The sequence below is a fragment of the Pseudomonas sediminis genome, from assembly GCF_002741105.1.
GTDB classification, from domain to species: domain Bacteria; phylum Pseudomonadota; class Gammaproteobacteria; order Pseudomonadales; family Pseudomonadaceae; genus Aquipseudomonas; species Aquipseudomonas sediminis.
The window spans coordinates 483,951-507,655 of the sequence record NZ_NIQU01000001.1 but is presented as its reverse complement, the minus strand read 5'-3'; the positions used below and the strand labels follow the sequence as shown (position 1 = coordinate 507,655).

Annotated in this window: 22 protein-coding genes; 10 read left to right on the top strand and 12 right to left on the bottom strand. The window is 60.3% G+C overall.

Features of this window, described 5'->3' with window-relative positions; genetic code table 11:
• Positions 1 to 117: 117 nt before the first annotated feature.
• On the bottom strand, positions 118 to 396 hold the full coding sequence (rpsT, locus tag CDO35_RS02490; RefSeq protein WP_003243036.1) for a 30S ribosomal protein S20: 279 nt from the start codon (positions 394 to 396) through the stop codon (positions 118 to 120).
• A gap of 191 nt (positions 397 to 587) precedes the next feature.
• Between rpsT and murJ the strand changes: the two genes are divergently transcribed.
• The 6 genes from murJ to ispH all read left to right on the top strand — a co-directional run bounded on the left by murJ (position 588) and on the right by ispH (position 8,006).
• Positions 588 to 2,129: a murein biosynthesis integral membrane protein MurJ gene (gene murJ, locus CDO35_RS02485; RefSeq protein ID WP_099522422.1), complete on the top strand. Its 1,542-nt coding sequence runs from the start codon at positions 588 to 590 to the stop codon at positions 2,127 to 2,129.
• Positions 2,130 to 2,208: 79 nt separating this feature from the next.
• A complete protein-coding gene (ribF, locus tag CDO35_RS02480) occupies positions 2,209 to 3,159 on the top strand; it encodes a bifunctional riboflavin kinase/FAD synthetase (protein ID WP_099522421.1) in 951 nt (316 codons plus the stop codon).
• Entirely contained in the window at positions 3,156 to 5,987 is a 2,832-nt protein-coding gene (gene ileS, locus CDO35_RS02475) for an isoleucine--tRNA ligase (protein ID WP_099522420.1), read from the top strand. The genes ribF and ileS overlap by 4 nt, the downstream gene beginning before the upstream one ends.
• Complete coding sequence (gene lspA / locus CDO35_RS02470) at positions 5,980 to 6,489, top strand: signal peptidase II (RefSeq protein ID WP_099522419.1); 510 nt, start codon at positions 5,980 to 5,982, stop codon at positions 6,487 to 6,489. The genes ileS and lspA overlap by 8 nt, the downstream gene beginning before the upstream one ends.
• The gene (locus CDO35_RS02465; protein WP_099522418.1) at positions 6,486 to 6,923 is read left to right on the top strand and encodes an FKBP-type peptidyl-prolyl cis-trans isomerase; all 438 of its coding nucleotides are present in this window, start codon (positions 6,486 to 6,488) and stop codon (positions 6,921 to 6,923) included. Before lspA ends, CDO35_RS02465 begins: the two co-directional genes overlap by 4 nt.
• Positions 6,924 to 7,061: 138 nt before the next feature.
• Positions 7,062 to 8,006 carry a 4-hydroxy-3-methylbut-2-enyl diphosphate reductase gene (ispH, locus tag CDO35_RS02460; protein ID WP_099522417.1) on the top strand — a complete coding sequence of 315 codons (945 nt, stop codon included), beginning with the start codon at positions 7,062 to 7,064 and terminating at the stop codon, positions 8,004 to 8,006.
• A gap of 135 nt (positions 8,007 to 8,141) precedes the next feature.
• Here the strand turns inward: ispH and CDO35_RS02455 are convergent, their stop codons facing one another.
• From CDO35_RS02455 to CDO35_RS02425, 7 genes are all read right to left on the bottom strand, one after another.
• Positions 8,142 to 8,567: a type IV pilin protein gene (locus CDO35_RS02455; protein WP_099522416.1), complete on the bottom strand. Its 426-nt coding sequence runs from the start codon at positions 8,565 to 8,567 to the stop codon at positions 8,142 to 8,144.
• A gap of 2 nt (positions 8,568 to 8,569) precedes the next feature.
• Complete coding sequence (locus tag CDO35_RS02450; RefSeq protein ID WP_099522415.1) at positions 8,570 to 12,244, bottom strand: pilus assembly protein; 3,675 nt, start codon at positions 12,242 to 12,244, stop codon at positions 8,570 to 8,572.
• Between the two features lie 11 nt (positions 12,245 to 12,255).
• On the bottom strand, positions 12,256 to 12,903 hold the full coding sequence (locus tag CDO35_RS02445; protein WP_099522414.1) for a PilX N-terminal domain-containing pilus assembly protein: 648 nt from the start codon (positions 12,901 to 12,903) through the stop codon (positions 12,256 to 12,258).
• The gene (locus tag CDO35_RS02440) at positions 12,900 to 13,748 is read right to left on the bottom strand and encodes a PilW family protein (RefSeq protein WP_099522413.1); all 849 of its coding nucleotides are present in this window, start codon (positions 13,746 to 13,748) and stop codon (positions 12,900 to 12,902) included. The genes CDO35_RS02445 and CDO35_RS02440 overlap by 4 nt, the downstream gene beginning before the upstream one ends.
• Positions 13,745 to 14,305 (bottom strand): type IV pilus modification protein PilV, encoded by a 561-nt coding sequence (pilV, locus tag CDO35_RS02435; RefSeq protein WP_099522412.1) that lies wholly within the window; start codon positions 14,303 to 14,305, stop codon positions 13,745 to 13,747. The genes CDO35_RS02440 and pilV overlap by 4 nt, the downstream gene beginning before the upstream one ends.
• An 8-nt stretch (positions 14,306 to 14,313) precedes the next feature.
• Positions 14,314 to 14,802, bottom strand: coding sequence for a GspH/FimT family pseudopilin (locus CDO35_RS02430; protein WP_099522411.1), 489 nt, complete (start codon positions 14,800 to 14,802; stop codon positions 14,314 to 14,316).
• A 141-nt stretch (positions 14,803 to 14,943) separates the two neighbouring features.
• On the bottom strand, positions 14,944 to 15,453 hold the full coding sequence (locus CDO35_RS02425) for a GspH/FimT family pseudopilin (protein ID WP_099522410.1): 510 nt from the start codon (positions 15,451 to 15,453) through the stop codon (positions 14,944 to 14,946).
• An 89-nt stretch (positions 15,454 to 15,542) separates the two neighbouring features.
• Here CDO35_RS02425 and thiO point away from each other — a divergent pair, with 89 nt between their 5' ends.
• Positions 15,543 to 16,637, top strand: coding sequence for a glycine oxidase ThiO (thiO, locus tag CDO35_RS02420; protein WP_099522409.1), 1,095 nt, complete (start codon positions 15,543 to 15,545; stop codon positions 16,635 to 16,637).
• 101 nt (positions 16,638 to 16,738) lie between these two features.
• On the opposite strand, the gene CDO35_RS02415 is transcribed toward thiO, so the two are convergent.
• From CDO35_RS02415 to CDO35_RS02400, 4 genes are all read right to left on the bottom strand, one after another.
• Entirely contained in the window at positions 16,739 to 18,079 is a 1,341-nt protein-coding gene (locus tag CDO35_RS02415) for a sigma-54-dependent transcriptional regulator (protein WP_099522408.1), read from the bottom strand.
• A 2-nt stretch (positions 18,080 to 18,081) separates the two neighbouring features.
• Positions 18,082 to 19,674 (bottom strand): sensor histidine kinase, encoded by a 1,593-nt coding sequence (locus CDO35_RS02410; protein WP_099522407.1) that lies wholly within the window; start codon positions 19,672 to 19,674, stop codon positions 18,082 to 18,084.
• Positions 19,664 to 19,900, bottom strand: a complete 237-nt coding sequence (locus tag CDO35_RS02405; RefSeq protein ID WP_099522406.1) for a PP0621 family protein — start codon at positions 19,898 to 19,900, stop codon at positions 19,664 to 19,666. Before CDO35_RS02405 ends, CDO35_RS02410 begins: the two co-directional genes overlap by 11 nt.
• Positions 19,901 to 20,092: 192 nt before the next feature.
• The gene (locus tag CDO35_RS02400) at positions 20,093 to 21,085 is read right to left on the bottom strand and encodes an outer membrane protein assembly factor BamD (RefSeq protein WP_099522405.1); all 993 of its coding nucleotides are present in this window, start codon (positions 21,083 to 21,085) and stop codon (positions 20,093 to 20,095) included.
• A gap of 138 nt (positions 21,086 to 21,223) precedes the next feature.
• Here CDO35_RS02400 and rluD point away from each other — a divergent pair, with 138 nt between their 5' ends.
• The 3 genes from rluD to CDO35_RS02385 all read left to right on the top strand — a co-directional run bounded on the left by rluD (position 21,224) and on the right by CDO35_RS02385 (position 23,689).
• Positions 21,224 to 22,198, top strand: a complete 975-nt coding sequence (rluD, locus tag CDO35_RS02395) for a 23S rRNA pseudouridine(1911/1915/1917) synthase RluD (protein WP_099522404.1) — start codon at positions 21,224 to 21,226, stop codon at positions 22,196 to 22,198.
• Positions 22,195 to 22,926 carry a peptidoglycan editing factor PgeF gene (gene pgeF, locus CDO35_RS02390; RefSeq protein WP_099522403.1) on the top strand — a complete coding sequence of 244 codons (732 nt, stop codon included), beginning with the start codon at positions 22,195 to 22,197 and terminating at the stop codon, positions 22,924 to 22,926. The genes rluD and pgeF overlap by 4 nt, the downstream gene beginning before the upstream one ends.
• Positions 22,927 to 23,098: 172 nt before the next feature.
• Positions 23,099 to 23,689, top strand: coding sequence for a TetR/AcrR family transcriptional regulator (locus tag CDO35_RS02385; protein ID WP_074675792.1), 591 nt, complete (start codon positions 23,099 to 23,101; stop codon positions 23,687 to 23,689).
• The last annotated feature ends 16 nt before the right edge of the window (positions 23,690 to 23,705 follow it).

Sequence of the window (23,705 nt, the reverse complement as noted above, 5' to 3'; positions counted from 1 at the left end):
GCCGTCGCTGCGCGACGTTAAAAATGGCTCCCGGCCATTTTTTATGGGCTGCAGAGACTGAATTACGGGCAATAAAAAACCGGCCACCAGGGCCGGTTTTTCAAGAACCTGTCGCGATTAAGCGGCAGCAGCTTCGCCCAGCGCCTTGATGTGCGCGTTCAGGCGGCTCTTGTGACGAGCGGCTTTGTTCTTGTGGATGATGCCTTTGTCAGCCATGCGGTCGATGACCGGAACGGCTGCAGTGTAAGCGGTTTTGGCAAGCTCGAGATCTTTGGCAGCAATAGCCTTGACTACGTTCTTGATGTAAGTACGAACCATCGAGCGCAGGCTGGCGTTATGGCTACGGCGCTTCTCAGCCTGTTTGGCGCGTTTTTTGGCAGAAGGTGAGTTGGCCACCGTCAAGCTCCTCGAAAACTGGGGGGTTACGACAAATAAGGCCGCGAATCATGCCGATCCATCTGCCTGCTGTCAAGTCTGATGACGCTTTCCTGTGCTGGCCTGACCAGTGGTGGCTCGCTACACTCGACGCCTTCGTTGGGCGGCGGATTGTCCGCTACTGCACCTCTTTATGGAAGCCGAAATACCCCATGAATCTCCTCAAGTCTCTGGCTGCCGTCAGTTCACTGACCATGGTTTCGCGCGTGCTGGGGTTCGTGCGCGACACCATCATCGCCCGCACCTTCGGGGCCGGAGTGGCGTCGGACGCCTTCGTGGTGGCCTTCAAGCTGCCCAACCTGCTGCGCCGTATTTTTGCCGAAGGGGCGTTCTCTCAAGCCTTCGTACCGATTCTGGCCGAGTACAAGATGCAGCAGGGCGAGGAAGCTGCGCGCACCTTCATTGCCTACGTATCAGGGTTGCTGACCTTGGTGCTGGCGCTGGTCACGGCCATCGGCGTGCTCGCAGCGCCCTGGATCGTCTGGGCCACGGCGCCGGGTTTTGCCGATGAGGCCGAGCGCTTCGAGCTGACCGTCGATCTGCTGCGGGTGACCTTTCCTTATATATTGCTGATCTCCCTGTCATCGCTGGCGGGAGCCATTCTCAACACCTGGAACCGTTTTTCGGTGCCGGCGTTCGTGCCGACGCTGCTCAACGTCAGCATGATCGTCTTCGCGTTGTTTCTGACGCCCTATTTCGACCCGCCGATCATGGCGCTGGGCTGGGCGGTGCTGGTCGGCGGCCTGGCCCAACTGCTCTGGCAACTGCCGCACCTTAAAAAGATCGGCATGCTGGTGCTGCCGCGCCTGAGTTTCGGTGATCTGGGCGTCTGGCGCGTGCTCAAGCAGATGGGGCCGGCGATCTTCGGTGTCTCGGTGAGCCAGATTTCGCTGATCATCAACACGATATTCGCCTCCTTCCTGGTGGCTGGCTCGGTGTCCTGGATGTATTACGCCGACCGCCTGATGGAGCTGCCCTCGGGTGTGCTGGGCGTGGCGCTGGGCACCATCTTGCTGCCGGCACTCTCCAAGACCTATGCCAGCAAGAATCGCGACGAGTACCGCCGTCTGCTCGATTGGGGGCTGCGCCTGTGCTTTCTGTTGGTACTGCCCTGCACGTTGGCGCTGGCGATTCTCGCCGAGCCGCTGGTGGTGTCGCTGTTCCAGTACGGCAAGTTCGGTGCAGAGGATGCGTTGATGACCCAGCGGGCGCTGGTGGCCTACTCGGTCGGCCTGCTGGCGTTGATTCTGATCAAGATCCTCGCGCCAGGCTTTTATGCCCAGCAGAACATCAAGACGCCAGTGCGCATTGCCATTATCAGCCTGCTGGCGACCCAGGTGATGAATGCGCTGTTCGTGTTTGGCCTGGAGATGGCGCACGTCGGCCTGGCGCTGGCGATCAGTCTGGCGGCCTGCCTGAATGCCGGCCTGTTGTACTGGCAACTGCGCCGCGCCGATATCTTCCAGCCGCTGCCGGGCTGGGGGCTGTTTTTGTTCAAACTGGTGGTTGCGGTGGCGGTGATGGTCGCTGTGCTGCTGGGGCTGCTGCAGGTCATGCCTGTCTGGGCAGAAGGGGAGATGCTCGTGCGCCTGCTGCGTCTCGGTGCGTTGGTGGTCGCTGGGCTGGTTGCTTACTTCGGCATGCTGCTCATATTGGGCTTCCGTCCGCGCGATTTTGCCCGGCGGGCGTTGTAGCGGTTTCCCCCATCGCGATGCCTGTTGTGCATGGCGTGCTGTGCGTATAATCGGCCACTTTGTGAACAAGAAGCGTGTTATGCAGCTGGTTCGAGGTCTTCATAACCTGCAGCCCCAGGCGCGGGGCTGTGTGGTCACCATCGGTAATTTCGACGGCGTTCATCGTGGGCACCAGGCCATCCTGGCGCGCTTGCGCGAGCGTGCCGCGGAGTTGGCCGTGCCCAGCTGTGTGGTGATCTTCGAACCGCAGCCGCGTGAATTCTTCGGTCCGGACACCGCGCCGGCGCGTCTGACCCGCCTGCGTGACAAGCTCGCCCTGTTGGCCGCCGAAGGCGTCGACATGGTGCTGTGCCTGGCCTTCAACCGCCGCCTGCGCGAGCTGTCGGCTGCCGAGTTCGTCCAGCGTGTGCTGGTTGACGGCCTTGGTGTGAAGGATCTGGAAATCGGCGACGATTTCCGCTTCGGCTGCGACCGCGCCGGCGATTTCGAATTTCTCAAGGCCGCCGGCCAGCGTCACGGTTTCAGTGTCGATGCCTCTACCACTGTCGAAGTGCTGGGCGGCCGGGTCAGCAGCACGCGCGTGCGCCAGGCCCTGGCCGATGGCGATTTCGAACTGGCCGAAGCCTTGCTCGGGCGGCCGTTCCGCATCGCCGGGCGGGTGTTGCATGGGCAGAAGCTCGGTCGCCAGCTCAATGCGCCGACTGCCAATATCCAGCTCAAACGGCGCAAGGTGCCGCTGACCGGCGTTTATCTGGTGAGCTGTGAAATCGATGGCGTTATTCAACCGGGCGTCGCCAATATCGGCGTGCGCCCCAGTGTTGCCGGTGACGGCAGCGCCCATCTGGAAGTGCATCTTCTGGATTTTGCCGGTGATCTGTATGGCCGGCGTCTCTCGGTGGCTTTCCACCACAAGCTGCGTGATGAGCAGCGTTTCGCCTCGCTGGAGGCCCTGAAGGCGGCGATTGCCGCTGATATCGCCGCTGCCCGTGAATATTGGCAGAGCCACCCGCTGATGAAGAGCCCGAAATGACCGACTACAAAGCTACGCTGAACCTGCCCGATACCCAGTTCCCGATGAAGGCCGGCCTGCCGCAACGCGAGCCGCAGACCCTGCAGCGCTGGAACGAGATTGGTCTGTATAGCAAGCTGCGCAAGATTGGCGAAGATCGGCCGAAGTTCGTCCTGCACGACGGCCCTCCCTATGCCAACGGCAGCATCCATATCGGTCATGCGGTGAACAAGATCCTCAAGGACATCATCACCCGCTCCAAGACCCTGGCCGGTTTCGACGCACCCTATGTCCCAGGCTGGGACTGCCATGGCCTGCCGATCGAGCACAAGGTCGAAACCACCTTCGGCAAGAATCAGCCGGCGGATCTGACCCGCGAGCGTTGCCGCACCTATGCCGGCGAGCAGATCGAAGGGCAGAAGGCCGACTTCATCCGCCTCGGCGTGCTGGGTGACTGGGACAACCCCTACAAGACCATGGATTTCGCCAACGAGGCTGGCGAGATCCGCGCCCTGGCCGAGATGGTCAAACAGGGCTTCGTGTTCAAGGGCCTGAAGCCGGTGAACTGGTGCTTCGACTGTGGCTCGGCGCTGGCCGAGGCCGAGGTGGAGTATCAGGACAAGAAGTCCGATGCCATCGACGTTGCCTTCCCAATCGAAGATGCAGACAAGCTGGCCGCCGCCTTCGGCCTCAGCGAGCTGAGCAAGCCGGCCGCCATCGTCATCTGGACCACTACGCCCTGGACCATCCCGGCCAACCAGGCGCTCAACGTGCATCCGGAGTTCACCTACGCCCTGGTCGACACCGGCGAGCGTCTCCTGCTGCTGGCCGAGGAGCTGGTCGAGTCCTGCCTGCAGCGTTACGACCTGCAAGGTCAGGTAATTGCCACCGCTCCCGGCGCGGCGCTGGAACTGATCCGTTTCCGTCATCCGTTCTACGAGCGTTTCTCGCCGGTGTACCTGGCCGAATACGTCGAGCTGGGCGCCGGTACCGGTATCGTCCACTCGGCGCCGGCTTACGGTGAGGACGACTTCCGCACCTGCAAAGCCTATGGCATGAGCAACGACGACATTCTCAGCCCGGTGCAGAGCAACGGCGTCTACACCCCGGACCTGCCGTTCTTCGGCGGCCAGTTCATCTGGAAGGCCAACCCGGCCATCGTCGAGAAGCTGGCCGAGGTCGGTGCGCTGCTCAAGCATCAGCCGATCCAGCACAGCTACATGCACTGCTGGCGCCACAAGACGCCGCTGATCTACCGCGCCACCGCACAATGGTTCGTCGGCATGGATACTCAGCCGAAGCAAGGTGCGCCTCTGCGTGAGCGTGCGCTGGCAGCCATCGAGCAGACTCAGTTCGTCCCGGCCTGGGGCCAGGCGCGCCTGCACAGCATGATCGCCGGTCGTCCCGACTGGTGCATCTCGCGTCAGCGCAACTGGGGCGTACCGATCCCGTTCTTCCTGCACAAGGCCACTGGCGAGCTGCACCCGCGCACCGTCGAACTGATGGAGGAGGTCGCCAAGCGCGTCGAGCAAGAGGGCATCGAAGCCTGGTTCAAACTCGACGGCGCCGAGCTGCTTGGCGCTGAAGCCGCTGACTACGACAAGATCAACGATACCCTCGATGTGTGGTTCGACTCCGGTACCACGCACTGGCATGTGCTGCGCGGCTCGCACGATATGGGCCACACCGACGGCCCGCGTGCTGATCTGTACCTCGAAGGTTCGGATCAGCATCGCGGCTGGTTCCACTCGTCCCTGCTGACGGGCAGCGCCATCGATGGTCACGCGCCTTACAAGGCGCTGCTGACTCACGGCTTCGTGGTCGACGAGAACGGCCGCAAGATGTCCAAGTCGCTCGGCAATGTGGTCGCTCCGCAGGAGGTCAACGACAGCCTGGGCGCCGACATCATGCGCCTGTGGGTTGCGTCCACCGACTACTCCGGTGAGATGGCCGTGTCCAAGGTGATCCTGCAGCGCAGTGCCGATGCCTACCGCCGTATCCGCAACACCGCGCGCTTCATGTTGGCCAACCTCAACGGTTTCGATCCGGCCAAGGACCTGCTGCAGCCCGAGCAGATGCTCGACCTCGACCGCTGGGCCGTGGACGCAGCCCTGCGTTTGCAGGAAGAAATCATCGAGGCGTACGCCGACTACCGGTTCTGGAACGTCTACTCCAAGGTGCACAACTTCTGCGTGCAGGAGCTGGGCGGCTTCTACCTAGACATCATCAAGGACCGCCAGTACACCACCGCCGCCGACAGCGTGGCGCGTCGCTCCTGCCAGAGCGCACTGTTCCACATCAGCGAGGCGCTGGTGCGCTGGATCGCACCGATCCTGGCCTTCACCGCCGAGGAAATCTGGCAGTTCCTGCCGGGCGAGCGCAACGAGTCGGTGATGCTCAATACCTGGTACGCCGGCCTGGAGCGCCTGCCGGAAGGCTTCGAGCTGGATCGTGCCTACTGGGATCGCGTCATGGCGGTCAAGGCGGCAGTCAACAAAGAGCTGGAGAACCTGCGTACGGCCAAGGCCATCGGTGCCAGCCTGCAGGCCGAGGTCACCCTGTTCTGCGATGAGGCCAAGCAAGCTGACCTGGTCAAGCTCGGCGACGAGCTGCGTTTCGCCCTGATCACCTCGGCGGCGCAGACCGCACCGCTGGCCGATGCACCGGCCGATGCGGTAGTGACCGAGGTTGAAGGTCTGAAGCTGAAGATCCTCAAGTCCGCACACGCCAAGTGTGGCCGTTGCTGGCACTTCCGTGCGGATGTCGGCAGCCATGCTGCGCATCCGGAGCTGTGCGGCCGCTGCGTGAGCAACATCGAAGGCGAAGGTGAGGTGCGCAAGCATGCCTGAGTCCTCGCGTTTCGGGCATCTGCCCTGGCTGCTGTTGAGCGTGCTGATCCTGGTCGTCGATCGGGTGACCAAGGACATCTTCGAGGGCGGGCTGAGCATGTATCAGCGCATCGAAGTCATCCCGGGTTACTTCGACTGGACCCTGGCATACAACACTGGCGCGGCGTTCAGCTTCCTGGCCGACGCGGCCGGCTGGCAACGCTGGTTCTTCGCTGCCATCGCTATCGTCGTCAGCGTCGTGCTGGTGGTCTGGCTCAAGCGTCTCAAACGTCATGAAACCCTGCTGGCCGTGGCATTGGCCATGGTGCTGGGCGGCGCGTTGGGCAACCTGTATGACCGTGTGGTGCTTGGCCATGTGGTCGACTTCATTCTGGTGCACTGGCAGAGTCGCTGGTTCTTCCCGGCGTTCAACCTGGCCGACACCTTCATCACCATCGGCGCGATCCTGCTGGCGCTGGATATGTTCAAGAGCGACAAGTCCGCGAAGGAGGCTGCGCAATGACAGACGTACGCATCGGTCCGGACAGGGAAGTGACCCTGCACTTTGCCCTCAAGCTGGAAAACGGCGATGTGGTCGACAGCACGTTCGACAAACAGCCGGCGACCTTCAGGGTCGGTGATGGCAACCTGCTGCCTGGTTTCGAACAGGCACTGTACGGCTTCAAAGCCGGCGACAAGCGCAGCGTGCAGGTGCAGCCGGAGCAGGGCTTCGGCCAGCCGAACCCGCAGAACGTGCAGATCATGCCGCGCGGCCAGTTCGAGGGCATGGAGCTGTCCGAAGGCCTGCTGGTGATCTTCAACGATGCCGCCAATACCGAGCTGCCAGGCGTGGTCAAGGCGTTCGATGACAAGCAGGTCACCATCGACTTCAACCACCCACTGGCCGGCAAGGTGCTGGATTTCGATGTGGAAATCATCGAGGTCAAGGCGCTCTAAATAGTAGTGCCGACCCTGTAGGAGCGGCTTTAGCCGCTAGCTCTTCTTGCAGCCTGCACGCATTGCGCGCAGGCTTCGACTTTCGGGATCGCTCAACAGCTTTGGGCCGATCCCTCGAATTATCGCGAGACGTCTTGCATGCATATCAAACTCGCCAACCCCCGCGGCTTCTGCGCCGGTGTCGATCGCGCCATCGAAATCGTCAACCGCGCCCTGGAAGTGTTCGGCCCACCGATCTACGTGCGCCATGAGGTGGTGCATAACAAATTCGTGGTCGAAGACCTGCGTGCACGCGGCGCGGTATTCGTCGAAGAGCTGGACCAGGTGCCGGACGACGTCATCGTCATCTTCAGTGCTCACGGCGTCTCCAAGGCCGTACGCGACGAGGCCGACCGCCGCGGCCTCAAGGTCTTCGACGCCACCTGCCCGCTGGTGACCAAGGTGCATATGGAAGTGGTGCGTTACAGCCGCGAAGGGCGCGAGTGCATCCTCATCGGTCACGAAGGTCACCCGGAAGTCGAAGGCACGATGGGCCAGTACGACGCCAGCAATGGCGGCGCCATCTACCTGGTCGAGGATGAGGCCGATGTCGCCGAACTGCAGGTGCGCAACCCCGAGAACCTGGCATTCGTTACCCAGACCACCTTGTCCATGGATGACACCAGCAAAGTGATCGACGCCCTACGCGCCAAGTTTCCCGCCATTGGCGGCCCGCGCAAGGACGACATCTGCTACGCCACCCAGAACCGCCAGGATGCGGTCAAACAACTGGCCAGCGAGTGCGATGTACTGCTAGTGGTCGGCAGCCCGAACAGCTCCAACTCCAACCGCCTGCGTGAGCTGGCCGAACGCATGGGCACTCCAGCCTACCTGATCGACGGCGCCGAAGACCTCAAGAGCGAATGGTTCGAAGGAGTCGGTGGTGTGGGCATTACCGCAGGCGCTTCTGCGCCGGAAGTGCTGGTGCGTGGAGTGGTAGAGCAGTTGCGCGCCTGGGGGGCGGTGGGGGAGACGGAGTTGGATGGGCGGCCGGAAAACATTACGTTTTCGATGCCGAAGGAGCTTAGGGTTAAGGCGCTCTGAGTGGTGACGATTAAGCCTCATACACTGGTCTAATCGGAATGCTAAGCGCTGCTTGTTTCTGCTTCGGTAAAATCAGCGAATTAAAATAAAAACGCCCCAGCTTTCACAAAAGCCGGGGCGTTTTTCTACGTTACGTCAACGCCAGCAATCAGCAGTACTCATGCCGTTTCCACTGCTGCCTCTGACGCCGCGAGCATTCAGGGTCAGATTCCCGCACTTGGTGTCGTTGAACTGCTGATTAGCGGTTAGGGTATAGCCGCCATCATTGTCGACCTTGCTAAGAGCTAATTCATATTTGCTCGTTTCTGACTTATTTCCATTCTTCAACGCGAGCTTGGCAACATCGGCGTCATTGGTGATGTAAGCGTTATTCTGCGAGAAATAACGCTCCTGGCGTGCAGAGACGTCATTGAGGAATGCCTGGCCCTCGCTGCGGTTACCGCGTTTAACGTATTCGCTGTAGTTCGGATACGCGATGGCAGCCAATATGCCTATCACCAGTACCACGATCATTACTTCTATCAGGGTGAAACCCTGTTGTCGTTTTAACTGCTTGTTCATATTTAGTCCTCAGTCTCCACACGGCGCCAGGTCTGACGACCGATGCTGGATGGATCGGGGTAGATGTCCGTGCAGGTCTGACCAGTGCAGTACTGGAAGCCGCCGTCGGAGTTCTGCGAAATGGTACCGCCACCTTCGCCGTCCTGACGAATTGCCGATATGTTGGTGCTCTCCGCATCTCCCGTAGGCGTGTAGCTAAAAGAGTTCTGAGGAGTTCGTCCGCCAGTAAATGGGTTGAGTGCATACGTCCAGTTGGCTGCACCGTCACCACACGGATCGTCATTGGGTACCAGTGACTGCATGAAAATGGTCCGGCCCAGTTGCGACATGTTCTCCACGACCATTTCACCATCATTCTGTACCAAGTTCAGGTACCAACCGTTCTGCGTGCTCCAGTCCAAGGAGTTGTTACTGATAATGCGGCCCTGGCGAGTGCTGCCGTCTGCGGCGCTTACAGTGGTCTGCTCGCTGATGCTTTGCTGTTGCAGGCTGCTGCGGTTGATCCCAGGGTTGCTGGAAGGCTGGCCCCGGGTTTGTTTGTCCCAGATACCATAGACCGTCTGTGCAATGTTCTTGTTACCTTCCTTGTCACCCGTTTCGAAAAACTTTCCAGTACCGAAGACAACGAGATAGCCAGTGCCGGTGGGGTGTAATACCAGGCTCGGCGCCGAGGTAATGGGTTGGGGAGTGCTGTTGAATGTGGCAGTGAAAAGTGGGTTGCCGCCATAAGCGACCTTGAAGTCGGAGATCGCCGTTTCACCGTCATCTCCACGAGTAAAGGGTGTGTCTTCGCTACGGCCGCTGCGCAGAAGATCGAAACGCCACACATTGCCTTGCAGGTCTCCTGCATAGGCATAGTCGGCTACTCCGTCAGCATTGAAATCGCCAAGCTTGGCTGTAGAAAGACCGTTGGGGACGCCGACGGTGCCTTGCACTTCAAGGCTCTTGAGCAGTTCGCCCTCCAGGGCGTCGATGACGAACAGGGCGGCTTTACCGCTGGTATTGCCCTCGCTTTCATAACCGTTGCCGATTACCACTGCCCACTTGCCAGTGTGCAGACGTGCGATCGTCGGTTGCGCAAAGCTGAAGCCCATCTTCACGGTCGCTTCGCTGAGCTTGCTGTCGTCAAATTCCCACAGCAGTTTTTCTTCGCCGGGAGTCGTGATATCGAGGGCAAAAATGGACTTTCCTCCTGCCTTGAGCGTACCGACCAGAATGGTGCGCCATTCGGTGCCGGTAAATACATCGCCCACTACGGGAGTGCCTTCTACATAGAACTCATGGCTGTAGTTGCTGCCGGTGAGTTTATTCAGTTTGTTGAATACTGCGCTGGGGATGAAGGCGAACTCCTCCACGCCGGTTTTGGCATTGAAAGCATGCAGCATGCCGTCGTTGCCGCCGACATAGACTCGGGGGGTACGGTCGGCGGCGTTGGCAGCGAAGGCGCTGTAGGTGGTGGTGTTCTCGAGCGCATTGGTCACGTTCACCAGGTAGCGTGCCCCACTTACCACTGCGGGTGTAGATGAATAGAAATCGCCCAGTACGCCGCTGCGCTGGCGGAAGGTGGTGCCTTCGCCACTGCGGTTGCCACGCAGGTATTCCAGACGCCGCTCCGCTCGATTGTCGACGACGTTACTGTTTTCCGGGTCGCGATTGAGCCAGTAGGCGAGCGTGCCTACGGTGCTGGCGGAGCCTGCGTTGGCCCAAGTGAAATTCACCAAGCCATTGTTGTTGTCGCCGGCGATCTTGATATTACGGCTGGCCCACGGCGGTACCTGGGACTCTGCACTCCAGACTTGAGCAGTTTCGAAAGCATTGTTTACTGCGTTCCAGGACTTCTCGAAACGCTTCACATCACCCGACCAGTTGTCGTCACTGGCGTAGGAGGTCTGGTACGAAACGGTGATGACCTTGCCCTCATCGTTTTCGTCTGCACTGACCTGTCCAGAGTTGATCGCAGGGCGTGCCGCGGTCGATTTACGGTCGGCGATACGTTTGAGGATGTCATCGAAGGCCTGGACCATGGCTTCGGGGCTGTCCACGCTGAAGAACTCGCCGCGTGAGTTGATCGCCGCATGCCAAAGATCGTAGACGTTGTTGGCGCTGCCACTAGAGGCCGCTGGCCAGTTGGCTGCACCTGATACCAGATTGTTGTAGCCAGTGCCGGCAAAGGTGCTGCCAGCCCATGGCACATTGGTGTTGTTGAGCGACTGGGTCAGGCCCAGCCCCATGACGAAGTTGGTCATGTGTTGCCAGGTGGCCGGGTCGTTGCGTGGGTCCCAATAGTCGGTAGTGGTATCGCCACTCTTAAAAGGAGTATAGGCGGGGATGCGATTGGCCAGGTTGGGATTGAGGTCCGTGGCCCAGTAGTGCATGGCTAGGTCGGCCAGGGTCTTTTCAGTCGTGTCGTAGTAGGGGCGGCGCTGGCTGTAGCTGCGGCCATCCGGCAAGTTAAAGGTTTCTGCATCGTGCCGGAAATCGCTGGGCATGCTGGTGGTTTCGTTCCACTGCCCATCCGTCATCAGAATGTGGTAGCTGGCGCGGCAGGAATAGGTGTTCTGCGTGGTATTGCCGCTGCCATTAGGGTTTTTCTGCCAGGGTGTGGCGGTGGTAAGGAACTCGCCGGCACGTTTCAGCGCTGCCGGCAGCGGAGTGCCTTGGTTGAAGTTGATATCCTGTAGCCAGGCATACAGCTGGCCTTTGTGAGCGGGAGAGTATTCCTTGAATGCGTTGTTGTAGCAGTTGCTTGTATCACTACCGTTAAACGTGGTGCAGTTACCCAGGCCTTGCCAGCTCATGCGTACAGAGGACGAAAGGTCATAGAACGCCAGGGCGGCTGCAGAAACCGTCGCCAGGGCGCGGTTGCGATAGAAGGAATACCAGTTGGCGAAGTTTTGCTCTTGGTCTGCGCTGACAAAGTTCAGCCTGTAGCAGTCGTCATTGGTTGTGGTGCAGTTATTGGCTAACGAGGGGTCGTAGGTGTAGTAGTAAGCAGGAACTCCCGCTTGTGCCCAGCCGCCAGTGTAGCGCCCAGTACTACTGTTATAACTACAGGTGCCGTTTGTCCAGCCGCTTGCTGAAACGGTGCATCCAGTACCACTGTTATTACGCCTAATACTGACTGTTGTGCCGGCGCTTGTACAAGTCTTCGTTTGGCCGTTGTTCAATGTTGTTACGAAGCAATTCGGGAAGTCAGCGGAAGGGTTTTCCCCTAGACGGTTGGACGTATTGCTGTAACCGTAGGCAGTGGCCTGGGTGCTTCGCAGGTCGTAACTCCAAGTGAACCTGTAGTTGCTGCGCAGATCAATGCCGCCGTATGTGCTCTTGAAACCATTCAATAGCGCGTTACTGTAGCTGGTGGATAACTGTTGCTCGACGCCAGCAGTGGTGAACACAGTCGGGGCGCGATAGGTGATATTGGGGTTGAAATACAGCGGGTTGAAGGCGCTCGACTTGGCTCGACGGGTTGCATGCGTGCCGTTGACATTATCGGGGGCGAAAGCCCAGCGCATACTGCCTGAGTCGTCGAGTGTCACCAGCATGTTTGGCGGCACGCCAACGGTAAGACTAAGCGGTGTCTGGGATACATCGGCATAGCTGTTCGCCGCACTGAGCAGGACGATGCCGGACAGGGTGCTAGCCAGGGTCTTGGCGCGGATGTCACGAATGGCGTTCATGTTGGCTTATCTCAGTTATTGAGGCCGAGGTAGATATTGGCGTGGCTCGACTGCACATAAGTTACGACGCCGCTTTGGCCTTCATTCGGGGTGGCCTTGGCGTTGTTCAGATAGAAGTAAGTACCTTGCCCTTCAAGGGCCATGCCGTACTCGGCATTGACTGCCGCTGTCTCGCTTTGTCCAGCCAGCATGCTGTTCCATTGGGCTGTGTGGCTGCCGCTGGGGGCGGTGGTGTTTGCTGGGTCCGTCCCCCGATAAGGCATCCATACCAACCCGCCACTTGAGCCGGAGTCCAGGAAGCTGTTGTTTATCTCTTGAGGCGTTTCCACGAAATCCTGCAATTTGGTGTTAACGATTGCTAACAGGCAGGGTTTATTTAAGCCGTTGGCCTTCAAAGTATTATTCGTGTTGCAGTTGGCGGGGTTGGCGTTGAGCTTGTCGGCCAGGTTGCCTGGGCCGTAAAAGCGGAACTCCGCTTCACGCAGGCCAGCCTCGGCGATATTGACCAGTTGTACGCTTTGCGCGCGATTAGCGGTGATGCGCGTTTCCAGGGTGACGCTGCGCATGCTGCTGACTGCCAGTAGAGTCAGTACCAGAAGCATGACCAGAGCGACGAGCAGAACGGCGCCGTTTTGACGGTGGCTTGGGAGTGCTGTCATGGCATTAGATTCCTGAGGTTTTGCGTGCTACTGGCAATCTGGTAAATGCGACGTTCATCTGCGTTCTGTAGGCGCGTCTTGCTGGCTTCAGGTGCCCCCTCAAGCCACTTGTCCAGTACCAACGAATCATCGCTATCGCGCATTTTTGCGCGACTACTCAGTAGCAGGTTGTAGCGAATGCTGCGGATGGCGCCGGAGTCCGCTGTCCAGTCTTTTTGCGAAATAAAGGTGCTCACTTCCTTGTCCAGTGCATCGTTGTTGCCTACACCAAACTCCAAACGTATATCGGCAATGCCACTCAAGAGCTCACTGTATTGGGGGGCAGTAGCATTGAGGTTCTTGCACAGCAATCTTCCCTTCTCCAGATCGGTGTTGCCGCCAGACTCATATTTGAATGCAAGAATAACTTGGTCGGCGCTGGATAAATCACCGGGGAAGGCTTCGGTGTAATTGACACTGCTACTGCTACCTTGGCAATCCAGCTCACCGCTTACTTGCGGCTGGTAGCGGATGCAGAATCCGTCACCAACGTCGGGGTTAAGGCCTGTTGCAGTGTGTCCAAGTTTGAACTCAAGGCAGTCGCCTCCGGCTGCTCGGCTAGGGAAACTGGTTTCGATGAGCGCTGCGGGATTGCGCCGATAACCAGCCTTGCCTAGGTACTGGTCGATCACCAGAGCGGCAAAACGGCTGCCTTCGAGGTTGCCCATCTGGTTTAGCTGGAAAACTTGGTTGCGCTTGTTGTCGATGTAGACCTGAGTGATACCGAGGATCAGGAAGCTACTGATCGCGAGGCTGATCAGCAGCTCAATCATTGATAGGCCGTTCTGGCGTTGGCTGCTTTTCATGGCTGGACCCGCACGGTGTAGGTACAAATGGTGGCTTGGGGATCACTTGCATCTAGGCACGCGCCTGCACGAACTTGCCAGGCCAGACGAATTTCAAGCATCGAGCCTTGGTTGTTGTTGCATTGTCCAGGTGTGGCGCTGCGGCAGATGTACATATCGCTGGTGAACAGCTCACTGCCGCCGGGAAGCATCTGCTCCACACGGTCAGCCCAGCAATCTCGTAGCTCTGTGGCTGTTTTCGCGAGTTCGGTGGCGCTTGCGACACAGTCTTCGCGGTTGCTGAAATCCTCGGTCTTGGCCTTGTAAAAAGCTGAAGCACTACGCATGCCGCTGTTCATGGGGAATGTCGGCGGCACGTTATTGAACATCAGTTGAGGATTGGCGCGGATGATCTCGATCAGGTCGTTGGCCAGTTCCACCGCAGTGTTGCGCTGTACCGAGTCTTGGGTGTACTGAATGCTGCGGCCTTGCAGTGCAACCATGCCGAGCACGCCAACGGTGGTGAGTAGCAGCGCCATAAGCACTTCGATCAGGCTGAAGCCTTTTGCGGTTGTCATCATCTTCCTCACAGAGTGCAGCTGTTCAGATCGTTGCCATCAGCGTTCTTCCCCGCCTGGCTCAGCGTGATAGCGCCGCTGGCCTGAATTTGCAGGGAGAACCCCCGACCGGTGTCACCGTCCTTGCAAACGACGAAGTTGGCTGCGTTTGCGGTGCCGTTGCTTCTGAAACGTAATTCGTCAACGCTGGAATCTATCTGCACCAGTTCGGGGTTCTGGGTGAGCTGGCGGATGACTTCGCCTGAGCTGCGCTTGGCTACCCACAAGTCATCTGCGTCCTCGTCCAGGGCCACCGTGATGCTGGTGTTGCGGCTCACTGCTTCGCCGCGTGCATACAAAAGGAAGGCCTGTAGCTCTTGCGCCTGTGTCTGAATGCGGTTGCGCTCGATGAAATCCATGAAATTCGGTACCGCGATAAAGGAGACGATGGCCAGCAACGCCAGAACGATCATCAGCTCTATCAGGGTAAAACCACGGCTTGTCACTGGGCCTGACATGGTGAGCTCCACTATGAATGTCAGGTTAATGCTCGCCGATATGAACGTTGGGGTCGCCTGTCGAGAGATAACTGGCGCAAGTGACAGGACGACCGGCGGGTGGTGCGTGGAATATTTGCGCCAGTTCACGACTTCTTGCGGCTAGATGCAGCGGTGGGCCTCGCTCAGATTTTCCTTGGCGGTGGCCGGGCGGGCGCGCCCTTGTCTGTTGATGATCAGTTGCCACAAGAGCTTGCCATCGTCATCACAGAGAATGAAACGGCCGTTGCTCAGGGGCGTTTGGCCGTTACTGCGAAATACAAGCTGATCTCTGGCACCCTTCCAGCGTAGCGGTAAGTCGACTTGGGATAATTGTTCGACAGCCAGGATTTCCTTGTTGGCAGCAGCACGTAGAATCCATCCTTTGTGCCAATTGCCGTCACAATCGAGGGCATCCGCCGATCCGCAGAACTCCATGGCGCGGTTCTTTAATACTGCCTGAGTTCTTGCCATTTGCAGGCTGTGGAGGAGCTTCTCGCGCAGGGTTTGTTGTTTATTGCTGGCAACCCAAATAGCGAAGCTCGGTACGGCGTAGGCACTGAGTAGCGTCAGCAGTGCGAGGGTAATAAGGAGTTCAGGGAGGGTTATAGCTCGTTGCCGCGAGTTGCGCATAATCGGTGTCCCTACAGTAGTGAGTGCCTTCCTGGCTCTTAAAAGGTGTAGACCGCTGCTATTAATCTGGCAAGTGTGGAGTTGATAGGGTGAAAAAGGTGGTTGTGGTTGGTGGCGGAGCTATTGGTCTGCTGACCAGCCTGCTGTTGGCGCGCGCGGGTGTCACGGTGGTGCTGATTGAGTCGTCCTTTGTCGGCCGCGAATCCTCTTGGGCCGGGGGCGGTATCGTTTCTCCGCTCTATCCCTGGCGTTACAGCGCGGCGGTGACGGCGTTGGCGCATTGGTCGCAGGATTTCTATCCGGGCTTCGGTCAGCGTTTGCTGGAGGACACCGGCGTCGATCCCGAGGTGCATGTCACGGGGCTGTATTGGCTCGATCTGGATGACGAGGCTGAGGCGCTGGCATGGGCTGCGCGCGAGGGGCGTGCGCTGTTGCCAGTGGATATTGCTGAGGCTTATCAGCAGGTGCCCGTTCTGGGTGGTGGTTTCCAGAGCGCCATTCATATGCCGGGTGTGGCCAATGTGCGTAATCCCCGGTTGGTCAAAGCGCTGCGGGCGGCTTTGGCGGCCATGCCGAACGTGGAGCTGCGTGAGCATTGCCCGGTCACTGGTTTCATTCACGAGAATGGGCAGATTCGTGGAGTGACTACCGCTGGTGGCGAGATTCGTGCCGAGCGCGTGGTCCTGGCGGCCGGCGCCTGGAGTGGTGAGTTGCTCAAGACGCTTGGGCTGGAGTTGCCGGTCGAGCCGGTGAAAGGGCAGATGATCCTCTACAAGTGCGCGGATGATTTCCTACCGAGTATGGTGTTGGCCAAGGGGCGTTATGCGATTCCGCGGCGTGATGGCCATATCCTGATTGGCAGCACGCTGGAATACGCAGGGTTCGACAAGACGCCGACCGATAACGCGTTGGAAAGCCTGAAAGCATCGGCCGAGGAATTGTTGCCTGCACTCAAGGACGCCGATGTGGTTGGGCATTGGGCAGGCTTGCGGCCCGGCTCGCCGGAAGGCATTCCCTTTATCGGGGAAGTGCCCTCGTATCCAGGTCTATGGCTGAACTGCGGGCATTTCCGCAATGGGTTGGTGCTGGCGCCAGCTTCCTGCCAGTTGCTGGCTGATCTGATGCTGGGGCGTGAGCCGATCATCGATCCGGCGCCTTATGCGCCAGCGGGGCGGTTGCATTAGTAGGCCGTCAGCCCCGCATCAAAGGGTTGCGGGACTTGAAACCGCGATTGTAATCGCCGGCAAGCCGGCTCCTACACCCCCGTGATTCGTGATCGCAGGGATCAGTCGATACCCAGCTTCTTCAGTCGATAGCGCATCGAGCGGAAGGTCAGGCCCAGACGCTGGGCCGCCGCCGTGCGGTTCCAGCGCGTTTCTTCCAGCGCCTGCATGATCAGCTTGCGTTCGATGTCTTCGAGGTAGTCCTCGAGGTTGTCGATCTGCGCCAGGCTGGCTTCGCCGCCTTCGTTGCTGGGGCCACTGGCATCGGCCAGGCGCAGGTCGCCGGGCGTGATCTGATCGTCTTCGCACAGGGTGTAGGCGCGTTCGAGCATGTTTTCCAGCTCGCGCACGTTGCCAGGGAAGCGATAGCTCTTCAGCTTTTCCAGTGCGTCGGGGTGCAGTTTGGCGGCGGCCAGACCGGTGCCATCGGCCAGGCGCGCGAGCATCACGTCAGCCAGCTGGGCGATATCTTCGCGACGCTCACGCAGCGGCGGAACGCGCAACTCGATGACGTTGAGGCGGTAGTAGAGGTCCTGACGGAAGCGGCCAGCAGCGACTTCAGCGGCAAGGTCCTTGTGGGTGGCGCAGAGGATGCGCACATCGACCACCACTTCCTGCTGGCCGCCGACGGCGCGCACGGCTTTTTCCTGAATCGCACGCAGCAGTTTCACCTGCATTGGCAGCGGCAGGTCGGCGACCTCATCGAGGAACAGGGTGCCGCCATTGGCAGCCTGGAACAGCCCCTGCTTGTCTTCGATGGCGCCGGTGAAGCTGCCTTTCTTATGGCCGAAGAACTCGCTCTCCATCAGCTCCGAGGGTATCGCGCCGCAGTTGACCGGCACGAACGGCTGTTCGATGCGTGGGCCCTGCTCATGGATCAGGCGGGCAACCAGCTCCTTGCCACTGCCCGATTCGCCGCTGATATAGACCGGTGCCTGACTGCGCGAAAGCTTCAGGATCTGCTTGCGCAGCGACTTCATCGGTGGCGAGTCGCCGAGCAGGCGACTGTCGACCGGTGTTTCCTCACCTTCGGGCGCGCGAATGCGCAGGGCGGTCGCCACCAGTTCGCGCAGACGACCAAGGTCCACCGGTTTGGTAAGGAAGTCGAAGGCGCCGGCCTTGAGCGAGTTGATCGCGGTATCCAGGCTGCCGTAAGCGGTGATCATCGCCACCGGAACTTGTGGATGACGCTGCTGGATGTGTTGCACCAGATCCAGGCCGGTGCCGTCGGGCAGGCGCATGTCGGTTAGGCACAGGTCGAACGGCTCGCGCGCCAGCCATTCGCGCGCTTCCTTGACGTTGCGGGCGCTGCGCGTGTCCAGCTTCATGCGTCCGAGGGTGATTTCCAGCAGCTCGCGGATATCGGGCTCGTCGTCGACGATCAGGGCTCTCTGACGGTTCATGCTCAGCTCAGTTTGCGCGGATGGGCGAAGGTGATGCGGAAGCAACTGCCGCCACCTTCACGAGGTTTATAGTCGAGGCGGGCCTGGTTGCCCTGGCACAGCTCGCGAGAAATATACAGGCCGAGGCCGGTGCCCTTGTTCTCGGTGGTGTAGAAGGGCTCGAAGATGTGCTGCTCCTGCTCGGGCGGCACACCGGGGCCGTCGTCGAGGATTTCCAGCACTGGCAGATCGCTGCTCTCGTCGCGGAACAGGCGCAGCCAGACCTGGCCGAGTCGGTGTTTCTGCGCGCTGTAGCGCAGGCCATTTTGCACCAGATTGGTCAGCACCTGGGTCAACTGGTGTGGGTCCATGCGTGTTTGCAGGCTGCCGCCCTGGGTTTCCAGATGGATCTGTCGATCCGCCGGTGCCGAGCTGCGGAATTCGCTGGCGAAGCGGTGCAGCCAGTATTTCAGGTCGAGCAGTTGCGGCTCGGCCTGGCGCCTGCGCGACAGTTGCAGGACGTTCTCGATCACCATGTTCATGCGCTTGGAGTGGTCCTGGATGATCTGCGCCAGGCGCTGATCCGGGCCGTGCAAATCCTCCGATTCCTGCAGTAGCTGCGCTGCGTGGCTGATGGCGCCGAGCGGATTGCGAATTTCGTGAGCGATGCCAGCGGTCAGACGGCCGAGCGAGGCCAGCTTGAGCTGTTGCGCCTGCTGAGCGATCTGCGAGATGTCATCGAGAAACACCAGGGTGTGCTGCTGATCGCCGCGTTGCAGGGAGATGAAACTGGGCTGTAGCACCGGCCCGTCGACCTGTGCCTGCAGGCTGTCCGGGCGTAGGGTCGGGTTATGCAGCCATTGTTGGAGGCGTTTGACCAGTTCTGGGCAGTGCGGGTCGATGATCTTGCCGCTGAGTTCACCTCGCCCGAGCAGCTGCGTCGCGCCCTGATTGGCCAGCAGTACGCGATGTTGGGTGTCGAGGACCAGAATGCCGGTGCGCATGCGCTGCAGGATCTGCTCGTTGAGTTCTTCCAGACTGGCGACGTCGGCTGCGCGTTGTTCGGCCAGGCTTTCGCTGACCTGCAGGCGGCGGGTGATGCCCTGGATGAACAAGGCGCCGGCGAAGCACAGCGCGCCGAGGGCCCCGGCCTGGACGTATTGTGCGGCAGCAGCGGGGCGGCTGAGGCTGAGGTAGAAGGTCAGGTAGATCAGCGCCATCGCGGCAATGGCGGCGATCAGCAGGCCGATGCGGCCGCGCAGCAGGATGTTAGCGATGGCCACGGCGACCACCAGCAGGTTGCCGATGCCGCTGGGCGTGCCGCCGGCTGCGTAGAACAGGGCCGAGAGAAAGATCACGTCGACCAGTGCCAGGCTGAACAGCTGCACCAAGTGCTTGGGCTTTTGCACCAGCACGGCGATGAAGATGTTGAGGATCAGGTAAACCCAACTGCCGGTGCGAAACAGTTCGATATGCACGACATCCAGCAACTGCTCGTCGAGGTTGCTGGAAACTAGCAGGATCAGCGCCAGGCCGATGCTCAGGCGATAGAAGTGGTAGAGCCTGAGGATGCGCTGCCCTTGTTTGCTGTTCTGTACGCTGGTGTCAGCGATCACCGGTGTGTGGGCCTTGCTCAAGGTGTTTCTGGCTGCAGTACCAGCGCTGATCCTGGCTCAGTGCCTGGGTCTTGGGAATATGCACACCGCAGTTCTCGCATCGCACCATGGGGGCTGCGGCGTCCTCGGTGGGGCGAGTAGGTTTGGCTTTGCTGATGAAACGACGCCAGATCCAGATTGCGGCGAAGATCACTGCAACCCAGAACAGCAGGCGGAACAGGCCCATGGTGTGCTCTTTTATCCGGTTAAAGCCGGCAGTTTAGCCAAGCTGAGACCATCGGCACAGAGGGGCGGTGGCAGGCTGTGAGCTGATTCCGAGGCTGCGAGCTGCAAGTCAGAGCGGCGGCACTGAGCCTGGATGAAATGCGCAGGCACAAAAAAGGGAGGCCGAGGCCTCCCTTGTTCTGTCATGCATCGATCAGTCGAACAGACCGAAGGTCAGGTAGCTCCAGATCGAACGCTTCTTGGCGGTTTCGCCGGTCTTGGCGTCCTGCTGCAGTTCGCGCGGAATCTGCTGTGCGGCGTCTTCGTATTGACGGATCACGTCCTGGCTAGCGCGGGTTTCGCCCGGCGGCAGTGGCGTGTCGGTTTCGATCAGGCCCAGGGTGGCCTTGGCCAGCCAGGAGCGGTTGTCGGCTTCTTCTTCGAGCGGGACGAATTCGCCGCTTTCCAGGCTCGGGTGGTCAGGGTAGTTGAGCTTGAGGGTTTCCAGGCTGGTGGCAGCCAGGTCGTCCAGGGACAGACGCTGATAAGCCTCGGTCATGATCGCCAGGCCATCGCCGACCGACGGGGTTTCCTGGAAGTTTTCCACCACATAGCGGCCACGGTTGCCGGCAGCGACGTAGGCTTGGCGGGTCAGGTAGTAGTGGGCTACGTGGATTTCATAGGCGGCCAGCAGGTTGCGCAGGTAAATCATGCGCTGTTTGGCATCCGGGGCGTAACGGCTGGTCGGGTAACGGCTGGTGAGCTGGGCGAACTCGTTGTAGGAGTCGCGTGCGGCGCCCGGGTCGCGCTTGGTCATGTCCAGCGGCAGGAAGCGAGCCAGCAGGCCGCGGTCCTGGTCGAACGAGGCCAGGCCCTTCAGGTAGTAGGCGTAGTCGACGTTGGCGTGCTGCGGGTGCAGGCGGATGAAGCGCTCGGCGGAGGACTTGGCGGCTTCCGGCTCGGCATTCTTGTAGTAGGCGTAGATCAGTTCCAGCTGCGCCTGCTCGGCGTAGCGCCCGAACGGATAGCGCGACTCCAGCGCCTTCAGTTTGGCGATGGCCTGGGTGTAGCTGCGGTTGTCCAGGTCGGCCTGGGCCTGCTGGTACAGCTCCACCTCGCTGAGGTTTTCATCGACCTCCGGCTGCTTGGAAGAGCAGGCGGCGGTAAGGGCGAGGATGGCGATCAGCAGCAGGTGTTTCACTTGCATGGCGGCTTGCGTCCCTGTGACGGCCGCGCGGCCGTCCTGTTATGATGAGCGCCCCCGGAAACCCCTGGGGCAAAGACGCCGTATTTAACCACAAGCCTGTCGCCGAAACCAAAGGCCAGGCTCCCGCCGTTGCCGAAGATGACTTCTATAAACAAGCAGCTGATTCAACTCCAAGCCGTCGTCCCCTTTGAACAGGGCGGTCAACGTCTCGACCAGGTGGCTGCGCAGCTGTTTGGCGAGTTCTCCCGTTCGCGCCTTTCCACCTGGATCAAGGAAGGTCGCCTGACTGTCGATGGCGCCGTGGCGCGCCCGCGCGATACCGTGCATGCCGGCTCGACGCTGGTGCTCGATGCCGAGCAGGAAGCTCAGGGCGAGTGGATCGCGCAGGACATCGAACTGAACATCGTCTATGAGGACGAACACCTGCTGGTGATCGACAAACCCGCAGGTCTGGTGGTGCACCCGGCTGCCGGACATGCCGACGGCACCTTGCTCAATGCCTTGCTGCATCACGTGCCGGATATCGTCAACGTACCGCGCGCCGGCATCGTCCATCGTCTGGACAAGGACACCACTGGCCTGATGGTGGTGGCCAAGACCCTGCAGGCGCAGACCAATCTGGTCGAGCAACTGCAGAAGCGTTCTGTCAGCCGCATCTATGAATGCATCAGCATCGGTGTGATCACTGCTGGCGGCACCATCGATGCGCCGATTGGGCGCAGCTCCAGCCAGCGTCAGCGCATGGCGGTGACCGATGGCGGCAAGCCAGCGATCAGTCACTACCGCGTGCTCGAGCGCTACCGCTCGCACACCCATGTGCGCGTCAAGCTGGAAACCGGGCGTACCCACCAGATTCGCGTACACATGACCCACGTTGGCTATCCGCTGGTGGGTGACCCTGTCTATGCCGGCCGTTTCCGCATTCCGCCAGCGGCCAGCCCGACTCTGGTGCAGAGCCTCAAGGAGTTTCCGCGTCAGGCCCTGCATGCGCGTTTCCTCGAGCTGGATCACCCGGCTACCGGCAAACGCATGAAGTGGGAGTCGGCGCTGCCGGATGATCTGGTGTGGCTGTTGACCCTGCTGCGTCAGGATCGCGAGGCCTTCGTCGGGTGAGTGCCCACGACTGGCTGACGCCCGACTGGCCTGCGCCAGCCAATGTACGTGCTTGCATCACCACGCGCAGTGGCGGTGTCAGCGCCGCGCCGTTCGATACCTTCAATCTGGGCGATCATGTAGAGGACGACCCGATTGCAGTGGCGAGCAATCGTCAGCATCTGGTTGATGCCCTGGGTTGCCAGCCAGCCTGGTTGCGCCAGGTGCATGGCATCGTGGTGGCCGAAGCCGATCCGGCGACAGTCATCGAAGCCGATGGCAACTGGACGGCCACGCCGGGTATAGCCTGCACGGCGATGACCGCCGATTGCCTGCCAGCGTTGTTCTGCGACCGCGCCGGTACCCGCGTGGCAGCGGCTCATGCCGGTTGGCGCGGGCTGGCTGGTGGTGTGCTGGAGGCGACCGTCAAGGCGCTGAACGTTGCACCGCAGGAGCTGCTGGTCTGGCTCGGCCCGGCCATCGGTCCGGCTGCGTTCGAGGTGGGGGCTGAAGTGCGTGAAGCCTTTGTGCAACAGCATGCCGAGGCTGCCAATGCATTTGTGCCTGGTGCCAACGCGGGCAAGTTCATGGCTGATATCTACCAGTTGGCGCGTATTCGCCTGGCTGCTCTCGGTGTGACTGCCGTCAGCGGTGGCGGGCTTTGTACTTACAACGATGCGCGCTTCTATTCCTACCGTCGCAGTGCTCGCACCGGGCGTTTCGCCTCGCTGATCTGGCTGCAGCCCTGAGTTGATCTGTGGGAGCGAGCTCTGCTCGCGAATCCTATAACCCAAAGGCTTCGCGAGCAGAGCTCGCTCCTACCTGTTCTGTCGTGGGCATTCGTCTTGTGTTTTCTAATCCTTAATCACCAATATCAATAGTGCTGTCGCGAGCGAGACGACCGGTCATATGCTCGGCGCCATGAACAGCATTCGACTCGACAAGCGCGACCTGATCCTGAGCAAAGGCTCGGCGGTGATGACGCGTCGCGGCTACCACGGCACCGGCGTGCTGGAGATCGTCCAGGCGGCCGGGATTCCCAAGGGCAGCTTCTATCACTACTTCGCCAGCAAGGAAGACTTCGCCCTGCAGGCGCTGGCCTTCATCTATCGGCCGCGGCTGGCGCGCTATGCCCAGGCACTGAATGATCCGGCGCTGAGCCCACGTGCACGCATCCTCGCTTATTACCGTGACCTGCTGGCGCACTTCGCTCGCCAGGAGACGCCGCAGTACCACTGCTTCATCGGTAGCCTGAGTTTCGAGATGAGCGAGATGCTGCCGGCGATCGGTGCCGAGGTCGCGGCCATCCAGCAGGCGTCGGTGGAGATCCTGCGCGATTGCCTGGAGCAGGCGCAGGCCGCCGGTGAACTGCCCGCCGACGAGGACTGCGGCAACCTCGCTACCTTTATCAGCGACGCCTGGCAGGGCGTGTTGGCTCGCCTCAAGGTGGGCCGCAACCTGCAGCCGCTGGAAGCTTTCGTCACTCGCCTGGAGCGTTTGCTGCAGGCCTGATTACCGTTCGACCCCA

Excerpts from the sequence above, each read along its gene's own strand:
- murJ (WP_099522422.1), top strand. The coding sequence starts at position 588 with ATGAATCTCCTCAAGTCTCTGGCTGCCGTCAGTTCACTGACCATGGTT.
- ribF (WP_099522421.1), top strand. The coding sequence starts at position 2,209 with ATGCAGCTGGTTCGAGGTCTTCATAACCTGCAGCCCCAGGCGCGGGGC.
- ileS (WP_099522420.1), top strand. The coding sequence starts at position 3,156 with ATGACCGACTACAAAGCTACGCTGAACCTGCCCGATACCCAGTTCCCG.
- lspA (WP_099522419.1), top strand. The coding sequence starts at position 5,980 with ATGCCTGAGTCCTCGCGTTTCGGGCATCTGCCCTGGCTGCTGTTGAGC.
- CDO35_RS02465 (WP_099522418.1), top strand. The coding sequence starts at position 6,486 with ATGACAGACGTACGCATCGGTCCGGACAGGGAAGTGACCCTGCACTTT.
- ispH (WP_099522417.1), top strand. The coding sequence starts at position 7,062 with ATGCATATCAAACTCGCCAACCCCCGCGGCTTCTGCGCCGGTGTCGAT.
- CDO35_RS02455 (WP_099522416.1), bottom strand. The coding sequence starts at position 8,567 with ATGAACAAGCAGTTAAAACGACAACAGGGTTTCACCCTGATAGAAGTA.
- CDO35_RS02450 (WP_099522415.1), bottom strand. The coding sequence starts at position 12,244 with ATGAACGCCATTCGTGACATCCGCGCCAAGACCCTGGCTAGCACCCTG.
- CDO35_RS02445 (WP_099522414.1), bottom strand. The coding sequence starts at position 12,903 with ATGACAGCACTCCCAAGCCACCGTCAAAACGGCGCCGTTCTGCTCGTC.
- CDO35_RS02440 (WP_099522413.1), bottom strand. The coding sequence starts at position 13,748 with ATGAAAAGCAGCCAACGCCAGAACGGCCTATCAATGATTGAGCTGCTG.
- pilV (WP_099522412.1), bottom strand. The coding sequence starts at position 14,305 with ATGACAACCGCAAAAGGCTTCAGCCTGATCGAAGTGCTTATGGCGCTG.
- CDO35_RS02430 (WP_099522411.1), bottom strand. The coding sequence starts at position 14,802 with ATGTCAGGCCCAGTGACAAGCCGTGGTTTTACCCTGATAGAGCTGATG.
- CDO35_RS02425 (WP_099522410.1), bottom strand. The coding sequence starts at position 15,453 with ATGCGCAACTCGCGGCAACGAGCTATAACCCTCCCTGAACTCCTTATT.
- CDO35_RS02415 (WP_099522408.1), bottom strand. The coding sequence starts at position 18,079 with ATGAACCGTCAGAGAGCCCTGATCGTCGACGACGAGCCCGATATCCGC.
- CDO35_RS02405 (WP_099522406.1), bottom strand. The coding sequence starts at position 19,900 with ATGGGCCTGTTCCGCCTGCTGTTCTGGGTTGCAGTGATCTTCGCCGCA.
- CDO35_RS02400 (WP_099522405.1), bottom strand. The coding sequence starts at position 21,085 with ATGCAAGTGAAACACCTGCTGCTGATCGCCATCCTCGCCCTTACCGCC.
- rluD (WP_099522404.1), top strand. The coding sequence starts at position 21,224 with ATGACTTCTATAAACAAGCAGCTGATTCAACTCCAAGCCGTCGTCCCC.
- CDO35_RS02385 (WP_074675792.1), top strand. The coding sequence starts at position 23,099 with ATGAACAGCATTCGACTCGACAAGCGCGACCTGATCCTGAGCAAAGGC.